This window comes from Pedobacter changchengzhani, assembly GCF_004354365.1.
Classification (GTDB): domain Bacteria; phylum Bacteroidota; class Bacteroidia; order Sphingobacteriales; family Sphingobacteriaceae; genus Pedobacter; species Pedobacter changchengzhani.
Map to the genome: position 1 here is coordinate 388970 of NZ_SJCY01000003.1, position 18954 is coordinate 407923.

9 protein-coding genes are annotated in these 18954 nt (G+C 36.3%); 4 read left to right on the plus strand and 5 right to left on the minus strand.

Annotation, left to right across the window (positions count from 1 at the left end; all coding sequences use genetic code 11):
- Positions 1–217: 217 nt before the first annotated feature.
- Together EZJ43_RS06785 and EZJ43_RS06790 are read left to right on the plus strand one after the other, a co-directional pair.
- On the plus strand, positions 218–3607 hold the full coding sequence (locus tag EZJ43_RS06785; protein WP_133261926.1) for a TonB-dependent receptor: 3390 nt from the start codon (positions 218–220) through the stop codon (positions 3605–3607).
- 123 nt (positions 3608–3730) lie between these two features.
- Positions 3731–5926 carry a S46 family peptidase gene (locus tag EZJ43_RS06790; protein ID WP_133261927.1) on the plus strand — a complete coding sequence of 732 codons (2196 nt, stop codon included), beginning with the start codon at positions 3731–3733 and terminating at the stop codon, positions 5924–5926.
- A gap of 115 nt (positions 5927–6041) precedes the next feature.
- Here EZJ43_RS06790 and EZJ43_RS06795 read toward each other — a convergent pair whose 3' ends face one another.
- On the minus strand, positions 6042–7223 hold the full coding sequence (locus EZJ43_RS06795) for an AIR synthase related protein (protein ID WP_133261928.1): 1182 nt from the start codon (positions 7221–7223) through the stop codon (positions 6042–6044).
- Between the two features lie 309 nt (positions 7224–7532).
- On the minus strand, positions 7533–9707 hold the full coding sequence (locus EZJ43_RS06800) for a glutamine synthetase III family protein (RefSeq protein ID WP_133261929.1): 2175 nt from the start codon (positions 9705–9707) through the stop codon (positions 7533–7535).
- Between the two features lie 200 nt (positions 9708–9907).
- Between EZJ43_RS06800 and EZJ43_RS06805 the strand changes: the two genes are divergently transcribed.
- On the plus strand, positions 9908–10756 hold the full coding sequence (locus EZJ43_RS06805; RefSeq protein ID WP_133261930.1) for an energy transducer TonB: 849 nt from the start codon (positions 9908–9910) through the stop codon (positions 10754–10756).
- A gap of 167 nt (positions 10757–10923) precedes the next feature.
- Here EZJ43_RS06805 and purL read toward each other — a convergent pair whose 3' ends face one another.
- A complete protein-coding gene (gene purL / locus EZJ43_RS06810; RefSeq protein WP_133261931.1) occupies positions 10924–14583 on the minus strand; it encodes a phosphoribosylformylglycinamidine synthase in 3660 nt (1219 codons plus the stop codon).
- 185 nt (positions 14584–14768) lie between these two features.
- The gene (locus EZJ43_RS06815; RefSeq protein ID WP_133261932.1) at positions 14769–15770 is read right to left on the minus strand and encodes an FAD:protein FMN transferase; all 1002 of its coding nucleotides are present in this window, start codon (positions 15768–15770) and stop codon (positions 14769–14771) included.
- Between the two features lie 164 nt (positions 15771–15934).
- Between EZJ43_RS06815 and EZJ43_RS06820 the strand changes: the two genes are divergently transcribed.
- The gene (locus EZJ43_RS06820) at positions 15935–18322 is read left to right on the plus strand and encodes a TonB-dependent receptor (RefSeq protein WP_133261933.1); all 2388 of its coding nucleotides are present in this window, start codon (positions 15935–15937) and stop codon (positions 18320–18322) included.
- A gap of 57 nt (positions 18323–18379) precedes the next feature.
- Here the strand turns inward: EZJ43_RS06820 and EZJ43_RS06825 are convergent, their stop codons facing one another.
- The gene (locus EZJ43_RS06825) at positions 18380–18931 is read right to left on the minus strand and encodes a YciE/YciF ferroxidase family protein (protein ID WP_133261934.1); all 552 of its coding nucleotides are present in this window, start codon (positions 18929–18931) and stop codon (positions 18380–18382) included.
- Positions 18932–18954 lie beyond the last annotated feature (23 nt).

Sequence of the window (18954 nt, forward strand, 5' to 3'; positions counted from 1 at the left end):
ATTTTTTGCATGTTTTGTAACAAAGTGAAAGTGCTAAATGGCAATATGTTGACAAACTGTATCTTATAGAGTTCCGAAACCTTTCAAATTGTTGATAAGTCTTTCAAAGGTTAACAATTAATTAACATGAAAAGTTAAAAAGTGTTAAAAATTAATAATTACCTTTGCACCAATAAATCATTAGATATTTATTCATAAAAAACTAAAAAAACAAAGTATGAAAAGATCTTTACTTTTAAGATTAATGTTTGTTGTTTTGACTTTTGTAGGTTTAACATTTAGTGCAGGTGCACAGGTAACCACATCGTCTATCACAGGAACAATCAAAGATGCCAAAGGGCCTTTGCCTGGGGCAAGTGTTAAAGCAACACACACTCCAACGGGAACTGTTTATACTGTTTCGACAAATAGTGATGGTCGTTTTACTATAGGTAACGCTAGAGTAGGCGGACCTTACACAGTAGAAGTGAGTTTCGTAGGTTTCAAAAACCAAAAATTGACTGACATTAATTTGAAATTAGGAGAAGCCTTTTTATTGAATGTTACATTATCCGATAACAGCTCTACACTTTCTGAGGTGAAAGTTGTTGGTCAAGGTAAGAACAGCATTTTAAATTCTAATAAAAATGGTACATCTACTGTTATTAGTAAAGCGCAAATTCAAAGTTTACCAACTATTACACGTAGCGTAAATGATTTAACTCGTTTAACGCCACAAGCTAATGGAACTTCAATTGGTGGAGGTAACTATCGTTCTAACAACTTTACGGTTGATGGTGCGAATTTTAACAATCAATTTGGTATTGGAACTAATATTCCAGCAAATGGTTCTCCAATCTCTATCGATGCATTAGAGCAAATTTCAATTAATGTTACACCTTATGATGCTCGTCAAACAGGTTTTACAGGTGGTTCAGTTACAGCTGTAACTCGCTCAGGCACGAACAGGTTTCAAGGTAATGCTTTTTACTCAATGCGTGGCGAAGAAAATCAAGGTAAAAGAATAGGTGAAACTTATAGAATTCCAGTTTTACAATCTTTAGATGAAAAGAACTATGGTGTTAGTTTAGGTGGTCCAATTGTGAAAGATAAATTATTTTTCTTTGTTAATTATGAGAAAAAACACACCGTTCAGCCAGGTACACAACGGATAGCAGCAACATCAGCACTTCCTTATGCTGTTGCTAATCCGAATACTGTACAAGCAACTGATGTATTTTTAAATACTGTAAGTTCTTACTTGTTAAGTAAATACAATTATACAACAGGCGTATATCAAGGTTATTCTAATATAAGTGATAACGAAAAGATGTTTGCACGTTTGGATTGGAATATCAACAAAAGTAACCGTTTTAGTGTACGTTATAACCAAGTAGAGAGCAAGTCTCCAGCTTCTGCGAGTACTTCTACAGGTGGTTCGCCAATTGGGCAATTAACGGGTTATGCTTATGTAAATGGTAGATCGGGAAATGCAAGAAATGCAGGTTTACCTTTTCAAAATACAAACTATTTTCAAGCAGCAAATCTTTATTCAGGCGTAGCAGAATTAAACTCCAACTTTGGTAGTAAACTTACAAACGTTTTAAGAGTAACATATTCTCATCAAAATGATCCGCGTACAACAAGTGGTTCGCCATTTCCTTTAGTGGATATTTTAGATGGTACGCCTACAAGCCCTTCTAATTTAGGTAGTGTTTTAACTACGTTTGGTTATGAGCCATTTTCTTACGGTAATTTAAGAGATGTTAAAGGTTATACTTACAGCGATGACTTGAGTTTAGCGTTAGGTAAACACAACATCACATTAGGTGTTCAGGCTGAATATAGTACAACTAAAAATGGTTTCCAACGTTTTGGCACAGGTTTTTACACCTTCAAAACATGGAATGATTTTGTAACTAATCAAAGACCAGCGCAGTACACAGTAACTTATCCATTAACTGCAGACGGCTCACAAGCATATCCTAGTTTTAAATTTGCACAATATTCTGCGTACTTACAAGATGAGTTTACCTTGAATGATCGTTTTAAGTTAACTGCAGGTTTACGTATAGAACAGGCTTCTTATCCTGATGTGACGGAAGTGAAAACACATCCTTTAGTTGCAGGTTTGAATTTTGGCGGACAGAAAATTAATACTGGTCTTTTACCAGAAAATAAAATATCATTTTCTCCTCGTTTAGGCTTTAATTGGGATGTTATGGGCGATCGTTCATTCCAAGTAAGAGGCGGTACAGGTATTTTTACAGGCCGTATCCCATTTGTTTGGATCGTTTCTCAATCTGGTGATGCTGGTTTGATTCAATACACGCAAAGTTATGTAGGTAATGCAGCTCCTTTCTTCAATCCATCAATCGCGCCTCAATTATCAACAGCAGCTCCTGCACCTGGAAGTTCAATCCCATCTTCAGGTATCAGTGTAATGGCTCCAGACTTGAAATTTCCTCAAACTTGGAAATCAAGTTTAGCGTTCGATTTTAAATTACCAGGTGGTATCGTTGGAACGTTAGAAGGTATTTATGGACGTGATCTTAATGTTGCCTATGCCAAAAACTTAAATTTGGTTAATCCAATAGTTCAAATTACTGGTTATTCAGATACTAGATTATTTTATCCAACAAGTAATTCGGATAAATACTACAATCCAATCAATGCAGCTGGCTTACCTGTTCCGCAAGGAACGCCTAGTGGTGGCGCTAATGGAACCGTTACTGGATTTAATGCTATTCAAATGAGTAATGTTAAAGGTGGTTACAACTGGATGGCAACTGCACAACTAACCAAGCAATTCTCGAACGGAGTTTCAGCTATGATCGCTTACACGCGTTCAGATCAACGCAATTATGGAGATCAAAGTGGTGATCAATTAGGAAACCTGTGGTCGTTACCTCAAACATCTGGTAATCCAAATATCCCAAGCTTAAGTTACTCAAGTAATTTAAATCCTGATAGGGTAATTGCTTCTGTTTCATATAGAAAAGAATATATTAAAAACCTAGCTACATCATTCTCAGTATTCTATGAAGGTGCGCAGCAAGGAAGGTTCTCATATACTTATAGTGGCGATTTCAACCGCGATGGTGTATCTGGAAATGATTTGATATACATTCCTAAGGCTGGTGAGTTAACTGCAGCTTCTTTTGTTGCTATTGCGCCTAACACGAACAATTATAGAGCAGCAGGTTACACTGCACAAGAGCAAAGTGACTTGTTTGAGGCTTACATTGCACAAGATAAATATTTGAGCAAAAATAGAGGCCAATTCGCTGAACGTAATGGTGCTACTTCACCTTGGAGAAACCAGTTTGATTTTAGATTGACACAAGAGGTTTTTAAAGACTATGGAAAAACTAAAAACTCTTTCCAATTTACTGTTGATATTTTTAACGTAGGTAACTTGTTAAACCGCAACTGGGGTAATGTAAACTTTGTTAATAATGGAGCAATTCTTGTTCCTCAGAATGTTGCTTCTATCAACGCAACTACAAAGCCAACTTATAAAATAGCTACTGCTTCTGGTGATGCTGTAAAAGAAACTTTCGGTACTTCTCAGACTATTAGCTCTACTTATTACATGCAATTCGGTGTTCGTTACAACTTTAACTAATACCTAAGTAAAAATTATATTAAGCCTTCTGATTTAAAATTCAGAAGGCTTTTTTTTATGGTTTTTTGTTTACCTCTAATGTAATCGCTACATTTACATCAACTTATTAATTCTATAAAATTTATGAAAAAACTAGCATATCTGGTGCTGTTTGTAATGGTATTTACCATAGGCAATACGGCCAAGGCGGATGAAGGAATGTGGATACCGATGTTGATCGGTAAGAATTATGCACAAATGAAAAAGCAGGGCTTTAAGCTTACTGCAGAAGATTTGTACAGTGCTAATAAATCGAGTTTAAAAGATGCAATTGTACATTTTGGTGGTTTTTGTACTGGCGAAATTGTATCTGATAAAGGGTTAATTTTTACCAACCACCATTGTGGTTACGATGCCATTGCATCAAATTCTACTACTGAGAACAATATTTTAGATAACGGATTTTACGCTAAAAATTACGGCGAAGAAAAACCAATTGCAGGCTTATTTGTGCGTTTCTTACTCAGAATGGAAGATGTTACAGGTAAAATTAACGAAGCTACAAAAGGGTTATCTGGTGCTGAAAAGGCAGCCAAAATGCAAGAGGCTTTTACCGCAATTGCCAAAACAGCCGTAACAGGACCAACTATCGAAGCAAACGTAAAAGACTTTTACAAATCGAACCAATTTATCCTTTTTGTTTACGAACGTTTTGATGATGTGCGTTTAGTGGGCGCGCCACCACAATCCATCGGTAAATTTGGTGGTGATACTGATAACTGGGAATGGCCTCGTCAAACGGGTGATTTTTCTGTTTTTAGGGTTTATGCTAATAAAGATAATAAGCCTACAGAATACTCTCAGGCAAATGTACCTTACAAGCCTAAAAAGTTTTTGCCAGTTTCTATCAAGGGCGTTAAAAATGGCGATTTTTCTATGGTTTATGGTTATCCAGGTCGTACGGATCGTTATTTAACTTCTTACGGTGTCGATTTAGCCACAAATAAAGTTAATCCAACGATCGTAAAACTTCGCGATATCCGTTTGAAGGCTTGGAAAGAGCAAATGGATAAAAGTGTTGATACCCGTTTAAAGCTTTCTTCAAAATACGCAAATATTGCAAATTATTGGAAATATTACATCGGACAAACAGAGCAGTTGAAGAAATTGAAAATTGCCGATGCTAAGCGTGTAGACGAAAAATCGTTTACGGAATGGGCAGCTCAAAAAACTGAATTTGCTGGTTTAATGGATGAATATGATGCTATTTATCAAAGCATTGCGCCAATTTCTGTGCAACGTACCTACATTAATGAAGGTTTTTTAGCTTCTGGTTTTGTAATGAATTCTATTAACGCTGGTAGAATGCTTATGTCGAGATTAGCGAAAAAAGATGATGCTGCATTTGTACAAAAAGTTAACGGAAATTTGCAAGATCTTTTAAATTCTTACAAAGAAACTTATAACGAGCCGGCAGATAAGAAAATATTTGCTGAGATTTTAGCTTCGTTTTATAACGATGTACCTGTAAAATCTCAACCTAAGTTTTATGCAGAAATTGCAGAAAAGTTTTGGACGGGAAATCCTGAAACTACCTTTCAGAAATTTGCAGATTATATGTGGGAGAACAGCAACATGATCAATCCTGATAAATTGACTGCATTTATTGCTTCAAATCCATCAGCCGATGATATTAAGAATGATCCAGCTTACAAGTATTCCATTAATTTAATTCCTAGCGAGTACATCAAAAATAACTTCGGCTCATTGGTTGCAGATTTTGAAACTAAAAAGGCAACGCTCGATAATTTGTATTTAAAGGCAGTATTAGAGAAAAATGCTGGTAAAATTATGTATCCAGATGCAAATTCTACAATGCGTTTATCGTATGGAAATGTTCAAGATTATTCTCCAAAGGATGGTATCGAATATAAAATTACCACAACTATTGATGGGATTATGCAGAAATATATTCCCGGAGACAGCGAATTTGATGTGCCAGCTTCATTGATAGAAAACTACAATAAGAAAAATTTTGGGCAGTATGGAAACGATGGAACATTAACTGTTGGTTTTATAACCAATAATGATATTACCGGTGGTAATTCTGGTTCGCCAGTAATTAACGGCAATGGAGAGTTAATTGGTTTAGCTTTCGATGGTAATTGGGAAGCAATGAGTGGCGATATTGCCTTCGATAAAAAATATAAACGCACGATTTGTGTTGATGTACGCTATGTTTTATGGTGTATAGATGTATTGGGTGGTGCTAAAAATATCATCAAGGAATTGGACATCCGTAAGGATGCACCTGTTAAGAAAGCCACGGCAAAAAGATAGTATTATTTGATAATGAAAAAGGCCATTCTGCATAATGCAAAATGGCCTTTTTGTTTTAAAATAGATTTTTGGGAAACCTGGATAATCTTCGTTATCGTGACTAAAAAAATGGAAGCTAATTATAAACAAATGTCCCTTTTTCGCTTACAATGGTTACCTGCTTTTGTTCGCTTTTTTCTACACGCCCCACAATTTGCGCATCAATGTTAAAACTTTTAGAAATTTCGATAATACTATTTGCAATTTCTTGAGGAACATATAATTCCATTCTATGCCCCATATTAAATACCTTGTACATTTCCTTCCAATCCGTTTTGGATTCTTCTTGAATTAGTTTAAATAGAGGAGGAACTGGAAATAAATTATCTTTGATTACGTGGATATCATCATTAACGAAATGAAGCACTTTAGTTTGTGCGCCACCGCTGCAGTGTACAATGCCACAAATATCTTTACGGTGTTGGTCTAAAATCTTTTTAATTACGGGCGCATAAGTTCGCGTTGGCGATAATACCAATTTACCAGCAGTTATTTTTTCGAAACCTTCAATGTCAATTTCGTCAGTCAGGTTTTTCGTGCCAGAAAAAATTAAATCAAATGGAACAGCAGGGTCAAAACTTTCGGGAAAGCTTGTAGCTACGCATTTACTAAATACATCATGGCGGGCAGATGTTAGTCCATTTGATCCCATGCCACCGTTATATTCAGTTTCGTAAGTCGCCTGTCCGTAAGATGCCAACGCAACAATTACATTTCCCGGCTTAATATTATCGTTGCTGATAATTTCATCGCGCTTAACGCGACAGGTTACGGTAGAATCTACAATAATTGTTCTCACTAAATCGCCTACGTCGGCAGTTTCTCCGCCAGTTGAATAAATTGAAATGCCTTGCTTGCGCAAATCGGCCAGTATCTCTTCAGTACCGTTAATAATTTCGGCTAATACTTCGCCTGGAATTAAGTTTTTATTTCTTCCTATGGTAGATGAAAGTAAAATGTTATCCGTAGCACCTACACAAATTAAATCGTCTAAATTCATGATAATGGCATCTTGAGCGATACCTTTCCAAACTGATAAGTCGCCAGTTTGTTTCCAATATACATAAGCTAGCGATGATTTTGTACCGGCTCCATCTGCATGCATGATGTTACAATATGCCTCATCTCCACCTAAAATATCGGGAATAATTTTGCAGAATGCCTTTGGGAAAATACCCTTATCAATGTTTTTGATGGCATTGTGCACATCTTCTTTTGAGGCTGAAACGCCACGCTGATTGTACCTGTTATCACTCATGTTGCGCAAAGATAGCTTTTTAAGCGCAAAGCTAAAAGACTAAAACTAAAAGACCAAAGTTGAAAGGTAAAGGACTAAAGAGCAAAGAACAAGGAGCAACGATTAAAACTGAAATTAATTAGAAACTCGATGTTAATTATCCGAACAGAGAATGAGACTGTATTTTGGATAAATCTTAATACTTGATTCTTGCGACTTGAAAATTGTCATAATTGATCTTCAAAATTTTTAAATCCTAAAAATCCTGATCAAAAAAAGGGCGTAAAGTTTTACCTTACGCCCCTAAACTTAAACCTTACGGCTTAAAATCTATTTCATGAATAACAACTCTCTGAATTTTGGTATAGGCCAAACGCTGTCATCAACAATTTGTTCCAATTTATCTGCGTGATAACGAATGGTATCAAAATATGATTTCACATTCTCATCGTAAGCGATTGCTTTTTCACGAGAATCTTCAATTTTATTGGTGATTTTACGTTCTTCTAACATGGCGTCGATATTGGTTTTAACAATATCCAAATGCTCTGTTAGTTTTTTAATAATATCTAAAGAAGTTTTTGGCTCAAGACCGATTTCTTTTAAACCTTTAACATTTTCTATTAAAGTATTTTGATACGCAATTGCAGCTGGAATAATTGAGGTATTCGCCATTTCGCCCATAACACGTGCTTCGATTTGAAGTTTTTTGTAAAAACTTTCGAGCATAATTTCATGGCGAGCATGTAATTCGCGTTTGTTAAAAATGTTGTTGCTTGCAAATAATTCAACAGTTTTGTCAGACATGTATGCATCTAAAGCCTTTGGCGTAGTTTTGATGTTGGCTAAACCACGAGTTGCTGCTTCGTCTGCCCATTCTTGACTGTAACCATTACCTTCAAATCGAATGGATTTAGATTCTTTAATATATCTCTTAATTACAGTAAGTAAAGCGATGTCTTTTTTATCACCTTTCTTGATTAATTTATCAACCTCAGTTTTAAATTTAATCAATTGATCAGCCATAATGGTGTTTAAAACCGTCATAGGTGCTGATGAATTTGCTGATGAACCAACTGCTCGTAACTCAAATTTATTTCCGGTAAAGGCAAAAGGAGAGGTACGGTTACGATCGGTATTATCCATTAAAATTTGTGGAATTTTAGGAATACCTAACCAAAGCGAATTGTCTTCTTTTATTTTTTTGCTGATGCGTGAATGTTCAATTTCATCCAAAACATCATTTAACTGCGATCCTAAAAAGATTGAAATAATTGCTGGTGGTGCTTCGTTGGCACCTAAACGATGATCGTTGGTTACCGAAGTAATACTTGCACGTAATAAATCTGCATGTTCGCTCACTGCTTTAATTGTGTTAACAAAGAAAGCTAAGAACATTAAATTATTTTTCGGCGTTTTTCCTGGTGCCAATAAATTTTTACCAGTATCGGTAATTAAACTCCAGTTGTTGTGCTTACCAGAACCGTTAATGCCTGCATAAGGTTTTTCGTGCAATAGAACACGGAAGTGATGACGGCGAGCAACTTTATCCATTAAATCCATCAACAATTGGTTATGATCGATGGCTAAATTTATCTCTTCGTAAACTGGCGCACATTCAAATTGAGATGGTGCAACTTCGTTATGACGTGTTTTTAAAGGAATTCCTAATTTAAGGGCTTCGTTTTCAAAATCGACCATATAGGCAAAAGCACGCTCAGGAATAGAACCAAAATAATGATCCTCTAATTGTTGTCCTTTTGCAGACATGTGGCCAAATAATGCACGTCCTGTTAAGGCAATATCCGGACGGGCGTTAAATAAAGACTCGTCAATTAAAAAATATTCTTGCTCAATACCTAATGATGCTGTTACTTTAGTAATGCCTTTATCAAAGTATTGGCAAACATCTACCGCAGCTTTATCTAATGCAGCCAAAGCTTTTAGTAAAGGTGCTTTATAATCTAAAGCCTCTCCTGTGTAAGAAACAAATACGGTTGGGATGCAAAGTGTTTTACCTGCTTTGCTTTCCATAATGAAAGCTGGAGAAGATGGATCCCATGCAGTATAACCACGTGCTTCAAAAGTATTACGAATTCCTCCATTCGGGAAACTCGAAGCATCTGGTTCTTGCTGAACTAATGCACTTCCGGCAAAACGCTCAATTGGACCATCGCTACTAGGTTCAAAAAAAGCATCGTGCTTTTCGGCAGTTGTGCCTGTTAAAGGTTGGAACCAATGCGTGTAATGCGTAGCACCTTTTGCCATTGCCCACGCTTTCATTGCATTTGCAATGTGGTTAGCATCATCTTGATTAAGCAATTCAGCCAAATCAATAGTGGATATAAGTTTTTGATAAATGTCTTTAGATAAGAAATCTTTCATTTTTCTTAAATCAAAAACATTTGACCCATAATAGTCAGAAATTTTTGCGCCAGGGCTTTTAACCTCTGGTGAAATTCTGTTTTGAGCCTCTTTTAGTGCAATAAATCTTAGACTTGTCATTAATTCGTTCGTTTTTTTTTCAAAAGTAGTTTATTTTCTTGCTTTTTTTATAAAATTGCCATAAAAAAATGAATTTTTAATGAATATATAATATGAAATTGTTTTTTACTGGCAAATTTACGTTTTTGATAAATAATTTTCTTTTTAACGCTCGTTATGGAAATTTTAATTGAGTTGCATCATAACTAAAAACAAAAACTATGTTCAACTCCTCAACAAATGTGTACAAAACCGAGTGGCTCGATCTTGTATTCAAAAACAGAAACCAAAGTTACGGTGCTTATGTATTAAGGGCAGAATCGTCTAAAACTTTAACGCGTTCGCTCATAATTTCTAGCGCTTTATTTATGGTGGTATTTGCTTCGCCAATGGTTTATCAAAAATTATTTCAGAAGGTGGCAATAGAAACTACTAAAACTACAGTATTTGAAGTTGAGCCCATACATGAAATAAAGAAAAAAGAAGAGGTAAAGAAAGTGAAATTGGCAAAAGCGCTTCCAGCGGCTTCAAAATTAAAAACAATTAGCAGTCCCTCGAATATTTTGGTAGTGGAAGATACTAAAATGGTGCCACCAACTATTGATCAAACTAAACTTGCGGTGGTAGCGAATATAACTCAAGATGGGGTGGTGGATCCGAACGCAAATGTGAGCAGTATTTTAGGTAAAGGTGAGGGTGGCGGAATAAAAGGTGCAGATGATGGATCGATAAATGGCGATCCTGAAGCGATTATTGATGCTTCTGGTGTTGATGAATTCCCATCTTTTATTGGGGGCGAAAAAGCTTTCGCAAAATACATTCAACGAAACTTAAGTTATCCAGAGATGGCTCAAGAAGCACGCACTATGGGAAAAGTATTTATAAGTTTTGTAATTGAAAGGGATGGTTCGGTATCAAATGTAACTTTAGTTAGAGGAATCGGCTCTGGCTGTGATGAAGAAGCCATAAGGGTACTTAAAAAATCGCCTTTTTGGAAACCAGGAAAAAATAATGGTCAGCCAGTGAGGGTTAGATATACTTTGCCGATTAATTTTCAAATGAGCTTTTAGTTTTAGATATGAGTTTTTAGATATGAGATATGAGATATGAGATATGAGTGATGAGATGTGAGAAATAAGAAATGACCGCGTGTAAGCCAAGTCTATTTCTTATTTCCAATTCTCTATTTAATTAATAAGCAAGTATTCACAATACCCATTTCCTATTTATCTAAAATTTATTTTTTCTCGATCCATTTCCGCGCATTTACGAAAGCTTCCATCCAAGGCGAAACTTCATCTTTTCTGCCTTTTGGATAATTTGCCCAATGCCATTGGAAAAGTGAACGTTCGATGTGAGGCATCATCACTAAATGTCTTCCAGAATCATCGCATAACATTGCAGTGTTAAAATCAGAGCCATTTGGCGACGCAGGGTAAGTTTGGTAAGCATACTTTGCTACAATCTTGTATTTGTCTTCAGTATAAGGCAAGCTAAATCTACCTTCGCCATGCGAAACCCAAACGCCTAAAGTACTTCCCGCAAGGGTAGAAAGCATGATTGAATTATTCTCTGCAATGGTTAACGAGGTAAATATACTTTCGTGCTTACCACTTTTGTTGTGCAACATTTTAGGTTTTTCTTGGTGGTTAGGATTAATTAAACCCAACTCAACAAAAAGTTGACAACCATTACAAACACCAACGGAAAGTGTATCTGGGCGGGCGAAGAAATTAGCCAATGCCACTCTAGCTTTTTCGTTGTACATAAATGCGCCAGCCCAACCTTTAGCCGATCCTAAAACATCTGAGTTGGAAAAACCACCAACAGCACCAATAAATTGAATGTCTTCTAATGTCTCTCTGCCCGAAATTAAATCGGTCATGTGTACATCTTTTACATCAAAACCTGCCAAATACATTGCATTGGCCAGTTCGCGTTCAGAGTTACTTCCTTTTTCGCGGATAATTGCAGCCTTTGGCCTTGGTTTGCTGTTGTCAATTACAGGTTTTTTACCATCAAATTGAGATGGAAAGTTATAACTTAAAACGTGGTTTTTGTAATTCGCAAAACGCTCTTTGGCTAAACCATTGCCAGTTTGTTTACTGTCTAATAAATACGATGTTTTAAACCAAACATCACGCAAATGATCAATATCAAAGCTTAAATCCTCTTTTGCATTTTTAATTTCCAGCGTAGCTGAAGCACTTACTGAACCGATTTTGTGGTAAGTAATATTATTTTCTTCGAAAACACGCTCTACACTCGCATCTGCTTGGAAAACGATACCAATATTTTCAGCGAATAATAGTTTAATACTATCCGTTTCGCCAAGTGATGTTAAATCTAAATTTGCACCTAAATTGCGATCGGCAAAACACATTTCCAATAGCGTAGTTATTAAACCGCCACTGCCAATATCGTGTCCGGCTTGTATTTTATCCGCTTTTATTAAAGTTTGAAGTGTGTTAAATGTATTTTTAAGTTGTAAAGCATCTTTAACATCAGGTGTTTCGTTGCCAATTCTATTTAAAATTTGTGCGAAAGAAGATCCGCCTAACTTATAAGTATCATTAGAAAGGTTGATGTAATATATCGAGCCACCATCTTTTTGTAAAACGGGTTCAACGACTTTAGTAATGTCATTACAATTACCACCAGCAGAAATAATTACAGTTCCAGGCGCAATAACGTCGCCATCTTTGTATTTCTGTTTCATCGATAGCGAATCTTTTCCGGTCGGGATGTTGATTCCTAAATCAATCGCAAAAGCAGAACAGGCTTTCACAGCTTCGTACAAACGAGCATCTTCTCCTTCATTTTTACAGGCCCACATCCAGTTTGCAGAAAGCGAAACCGATTTTAAACCATCTTTTAGAGGCGCCCAAACCAAATTCGAAAGCGACTCTGCAATTGCATTCCTACTTCCGGCAGCCGGATCAATCAACGCCGAAATTGGCGCATGACCAATTGAAGTTGCAATTCCTTCCTTGCCTTGATAATCTAAAGCCATTACACCGCAGTTATTCAAAGGCAATTGTAATGGACCTGCGCATTGCTGTTTGGCTACTTTACCACCTACACAACGATCTACCTTATTGGTTAACCAATCTTTACAAGCAACCGCTTCTAATTGCAAAACCTGCTCTAGGTATTGATTTAATTGTGTAGCATCATAAATTACAGGCTGATATTTTCTGTCAATCGTTTTATCATCCATCACCACTTTTGGCGAGCTACCAAACATATCTTCCAAGGCAAAATCCATTGGTTTTAAGCCTGTATTTTCCGATTTGAAAGTAAAACGATGATCGCCAGTTACTTTACCAACAGTGTACATCGGTGAGCGTTCTCTATCGGCAATTTTTTGTAAAGTTTCAATATGTTCGTTGCCGATAACCAATCCCATACGTTCTTGAGATTCGTTGCCAATAATTTCTTTTGCCGATAGGGTAGGATCGCCAACAGGCAATTTATCTAAATTAATTAAGCCACCGGTTTCTTCTACCAATTCCGATAAACAATTTAAATGCCCACCTGCACCATGATCGTGAATAGAAACGATAAAATTTTCTTCACTTTCTACCATGCCACGTACTGCATTGGCCGCACGTTTTTGCATTTCTGGGTTCGAACGTTGAATGGCATTTAGTTCGATGCTGTTTCCATGTTCGCCAGTGTCTGCAGATGAAACTGCAGCGCCACCCATTCCTATTCTATAATTTTCGCCACCAAGAATTACAATATTATCGCCTTCTTGTGGTTTTTTCTTTTGTGCCTGACTTGCTTTGCCATAGCCAACACCACCAGCCAGCATAATTACTTTATCGAAACCTAATTTGCGGTCGTGCTCTTCATGTTCAAATGTTAATACAGAGCCCGTAATTAACGGCTGACCGAATTTGTTTCCAAAATCAGTAGCACCATTACTGGCTTTAATTAAAATGTCCATTGGTGTTTGGTAAAGCCATTTTCTTTCTTCAACACCAGCTTCCCAAGGTCTATTTTCTTCTAAGCGAGATAATGCTGTCATGTAAACTGCAGTTCCTGCCAAGGGCAAAGAACCCTGTCCGCCCGCCAAGCGGTCTCTTATTTCGCCACCAGCACCAGTTGCTGCGCCATTAAAAGGCTCAACCGTTGTTGGGAAATTATGGGTTTCTGCTTTGATCGAAATGACAGAATCGAAATCACTTAAAGCGTAGTAATCAGGTATATCTGCACGTTTTGGCGCAAATTGTTGTACCGTTGGGCCTTTAATAAAAGCCACATTATCTTTATATGCCGAAACAATATCGTTAGGGTGTTCTTCTGATGTTTTGCGGATTAATTTGAAAAGAGAAGTAGGTTGTTCTACACCATCGATTACGAATTTCCCATTAAATATTTTATGTCTGCAATGTTCTGAATTTACCTGAGAGAAACCAAAAACTTCAGAATCGGTTAACAATCTTCCTATTTTTTTTGATAACGAATTTAAATATTCAACTTCCTCATCACTTAAAGATAAACCCTCTTGCTTATTATAAACTGCAATATCGGCAATTTCTAAAATAGGTTCTGGCTTAATGTTAATGGTAAAAACATCTTGACCAATATTTTCATATTTCTGCGAAAGCATGGGGTCGTAGCCTGAAAAATCATCCGTAACTTTTTCAAATTCTTCGATTCTGATCAAGCCCTGTACATCCATATTTTGGGTAATCTCTACAGCATTTGTGCTCCAAGGGGTAATCATGGCTGCACGCGGACCAACAAAAAAACCGCTCAAGGCAGTTTCAGTTTGTAATTTGGCACCGCCGAATAACCATTCTAATTTTGTGACATCAGTTTTTGCTAAGGATTGCTTCGTTTGTACAACAAAAACAGCCTTGGATTGGCTTGAGAAGAAGTGAATCATGGGCGCAAATTTAAGGTTTAAAATTTAAAATTGCCATTAAAAAAGTTTAATATATTATGGAGAAATTATTGGCTGACTGAATTTTAAATCGATGAATAAAAGTGGTGTTCTTGCTATTTTTTTAATTAGTTGCGATTACCCATTTTACCGTTGATAAACCTTAATTGAATTAATAATGCTTCCACTTAAAATCCTTTTTTCCATTTTGCAACGGTTTTTTTGCTTAAATTATCTGATAAAAAGACTTCGCCATCATCAGCAAACATTAAACATTTATATTCAGGGTGTTTGTTAATAAACTGCAATCCGGCTTCTTTTCCCAATACCATTATCGAAGTACTAAAACCATTGGCAACCTCGGCACTTGGCCCAAAAATAGTAACGCTAGTTAAACCAGTTGCAGGATACCCGGTTTTTGGGTTGATTATATGTGCATAACGTTTCCCATTAAACACCACGAATTTTTCGTAACTGCCCGAAGTAACAACGGCGCTGTTAAAAACTGGTGCAGCTGCAAACAAGCTATCTTTATGTAATGGGTTGGTTATTCCTATTTTCCATTTGCCTCCATTCTGGTTTCTGCCCCAAGTACTCATATCGCCAGTAGCATTCACAATTCCGGCTTTAATACCTTTTTTCAGCATCATATCTCGGCAAACATCCGCAGCGTAACCTTCTCCCAATGCACCAAAACCTATTTTCATTCCTTTAATTTTTAAAAAAATTGTGGAGTTTACGCTATCCAGTATAATGTTTTTGTAGCCTACTTTTTCTACTGATTTTCTTATCGCTTCCGCAGATGGCATTTCGGTCATCGATCCATCAAATTTCCAGATTTTATCCATCGCAGCAAAGCTGATATCAAAAGCGCCGTTTGTAATTTCTGATAAATGAATCGCTCGTTTTGTTAAATCAAAAACTTCTCGATCTACTTTTATCGGTTTAATACCTGCATTTATATTTACTTGCGAAATTTGAGAACTCGGTTTCCAGTCAGAGATTAAGTATTCAATGCGACTAATTTCTTTAATTACCGTATCAATATTTTCCTCAGCCAAAGTAGCAGATTTCGCCACAATAGTGATCTCAAAGCGACCGCCCATAAGCAGCGTCGTTCTTTTTCTTAGTACTTGTGCGTGAGCGACAGAAGTGATGAAAATCATAAAAACAATTAATTTAATTCTCATTTATAGTCAATTTATTTTTTAGCGATAGATAAATAGTGTTTGAACACCCTGTAAAGGTACATTATTATCTTTATTTAGAATAATTAAAAATAATTTTGGTGAATTAACATTTAAGTCTTTTCTTTGCGCTTGATAAGAATAATTCTAAATAAGAAAATATAACTATGATTAGGAGTTTAATATTTACGCTGATTTTGGCGAATTTATTTATAAGTGGAGCAAATGCTCAGAATAGAGTTTCGGTTAAGGGCACAATTAAAACCAGTGATGGAAAACCCGCAGAATATGTGAGCATCGGTTTAAAAAATACAAAGAAAATTACCGCAACAGACACAGAGGGCAATTACCAATTAATGGGGGTAAAACCTGGACAATATATTTTAGTTGTATCTATGGTGGGCAGTTCAAATCAAGAAAAAACAATAAATGTTGAAGCTGGAAAGACGACTGATGTTTCTTTTTCAATTTCAGAAACTGCTTCACAGTTAAATGAAGTAGCAATTAACGGCTATCGCTCTCCAAATAATAAACCTGTAAAGCTTAGTAAAATGGCTATTGCGCCACGAGATCTTCCTCAATCTGTACAAATTATTGGTAAAGAGATAATTGCTGATCAACAAGTAAATAGCCTTGGGGATGTGATGAAGAATGTAAATGGCGTAGCTTTAGGCGCAAATAGGGGAAGTGTTGGCGAAAGATTTTATGCTAGGGGATACAGTTTAGGGTCAGATAATATTTTAAAAAATGGTGCTCGAACATCAATAGGTGGTAGTCCAGAAGCTAGCACTTTAGAATCGGTTGAAGTTTTAAAAGGAAGTGCTGCCTTACTTTATGGTGGCGTTACAGGTGGTGCTGTGGTAAATATGGTGACCAAAAAACCAAAGTTTGAAGATGGTGGCGAGGTTTCGATGAGGACTGGAAGTTATGACCAATACAAGCCGATGGTAGATATTTACGGACCAATTTCAAAAAAAGTTGCTTTTAGAGCCATCTCTACTTATGAAAACTCAGGAAGCTTTAGAGATTTCGTTCAATCGAATCGCTTTTATGTTAATCCCTCATTGTTGTATAATGTAAATGATAAAACCGAAATTTTAGTACAAGGCGATTACTTAAAAAGCGATTACACACCAGATTTCGGTGTAGGTTCGGTAGATAGTAAAATAGTAGATTACGGTCGCGATAAGTTTATTAATACACCATGGGCCTACAATAAAACGAATACTGCAACTGCGCAAGCAAACCTAAATCATAAATTTAACGAACAATGGCAGGTTAATGTTTTAGGGGCTTTTCAGTCTTATAACCGTAATTATTATGGTGCCGAAAGGATACGTGCAAATGCCTCTGGTATTGCAGAGCGAAATCTGTCTCGTCAAATTACGCAAGAATACACTTATAATCAGCAGGTTAATTTAAGTGGAAATTTTAGTGCGGGAGGTTTTAAGCATACACTTTTGGTGGGTTTAGATGCAGATCAATCTAGAATAACCAGCAATGCTTTCGGTTATGGTTTAGATTCAAATGGAAAAACACTCACTACGATAAATTACGGAAATGTAGATTTATTTAATCCATCAACCTATTATGGAAATGGAGCTGTACCAGATTCGTACATTGTTAGCAGAACATTTGCACCAGTTTATAGATATGGAACATTTGTGCAAGATTTAATAGAAGTAACAGAAAAATTTAAAGTATTGGCTGGATTAAGATATACCGTCCAAAAAATAGCTGGATCAAGAGTATTAACATTAAAAAACGATTCTCTTAATATCAATAGCAACAAATTCGACGATGCTTTTTCTCCAAAATTGGGCTTGATTTATCAGCCAACAAAATCAACTTCATTATATATTAGTTATGCCAACAATTTCGTGCCTAATTCTGGCTTGGATGTTAATAACAATGCATTATCCCCTTCATTTATCGATCAATATGAAGCGGGTTTAAAGAATGAATTTTTTAAAGGAAAGTTAACAGCTAATTTAACTTACTATAAAATAATCAACAGCAATATTGCGCAAGCTGCAATTTTGGCTGATGGTACTAGTAGTTTAATTTACAAGCAGTTAAATGGAGAATCTACAAGCGATGGTTTAGAAGTTGATGTAACCGGGAATTTGGTTAAGGGTTTAGATTTCTTAATGGGCTATGCTTATAATTATATAAGATATACCAATACTGCCGATGTTACAGGAATGGTGGAAGATGTGCGTTTAGTAGGAACTACGAAAAATACAGCCAACGCTACCTTGTTTTATACCTTTCAAAGCGGTGCAGTTAAAGGCTTAAAATTGGGTACATCGGCATTTTATACTGGCGCAAGAAATGCGGGATGGAATGATCCAAAGAATAAGCCGGGCAGAATAATTCCGCTAACAGCTTTTACAACTTTCGATTTCTCTGCAGGTTACGCTTGGAAAAAATTCTCAATTCTAGCAAAAGTCTCAAACATCTCAAATGAGTTAAATTACTTTGTTCACGAAAATTATAGTGTTAATCCAATTGCACCGAGACAATTTTTAACAACCTTATCGTATAAGTTTTAAAATAAAAACCCCCTAGCCTTTTTAAAGTTAGGGGGTTTTTATTTACGCAATTGTACGTTATTCCGCCGCCGCCTCGTCGTTAATATGGCCAACTGCAATTTCAGTTAAAGCCACATCTGTTGCTTTCTCATTTTCTAAGGTTTGCGTTAACAAATCCGACACATCGGTATGACCCATATTATCTGCGAAAGTGCGCAAGGTTCCATAAGTTGCAATTTCGTAATGCTCAACTTTTTGTGCTGCCAAAATAAGTCCAGCATCGCGCACCATCGTTCCTTTTTCAGTATCTTCTATAATACTCGTTGCTTCAGCAAGTAAACCTGCCATCGCATCACATTTTTTCGCTACAGCTTTTTCTCCTAAAAGTTCAAAAACTTTTTCCAAAGTTGCAATATGAGTCTCGGTTTCTTTAGTATGCTTTTTAAATGCGTTGGCTAACTCCTTACTTGTAGCTGCTTTCTCCATTTTTGGTAGGGCTTTTACCAAATGATTTTCTGCCCAATAAATATCTTTTAATTCATCTACAAAAAACTCATGAAATTCTGAATTTTCCATTTTTCCTGTCTTAGAACTTGAGGCTTTTGCGCCTGTTGATTTTGTATTTGCCATAACTTTTATTTTAAATAGGTTCA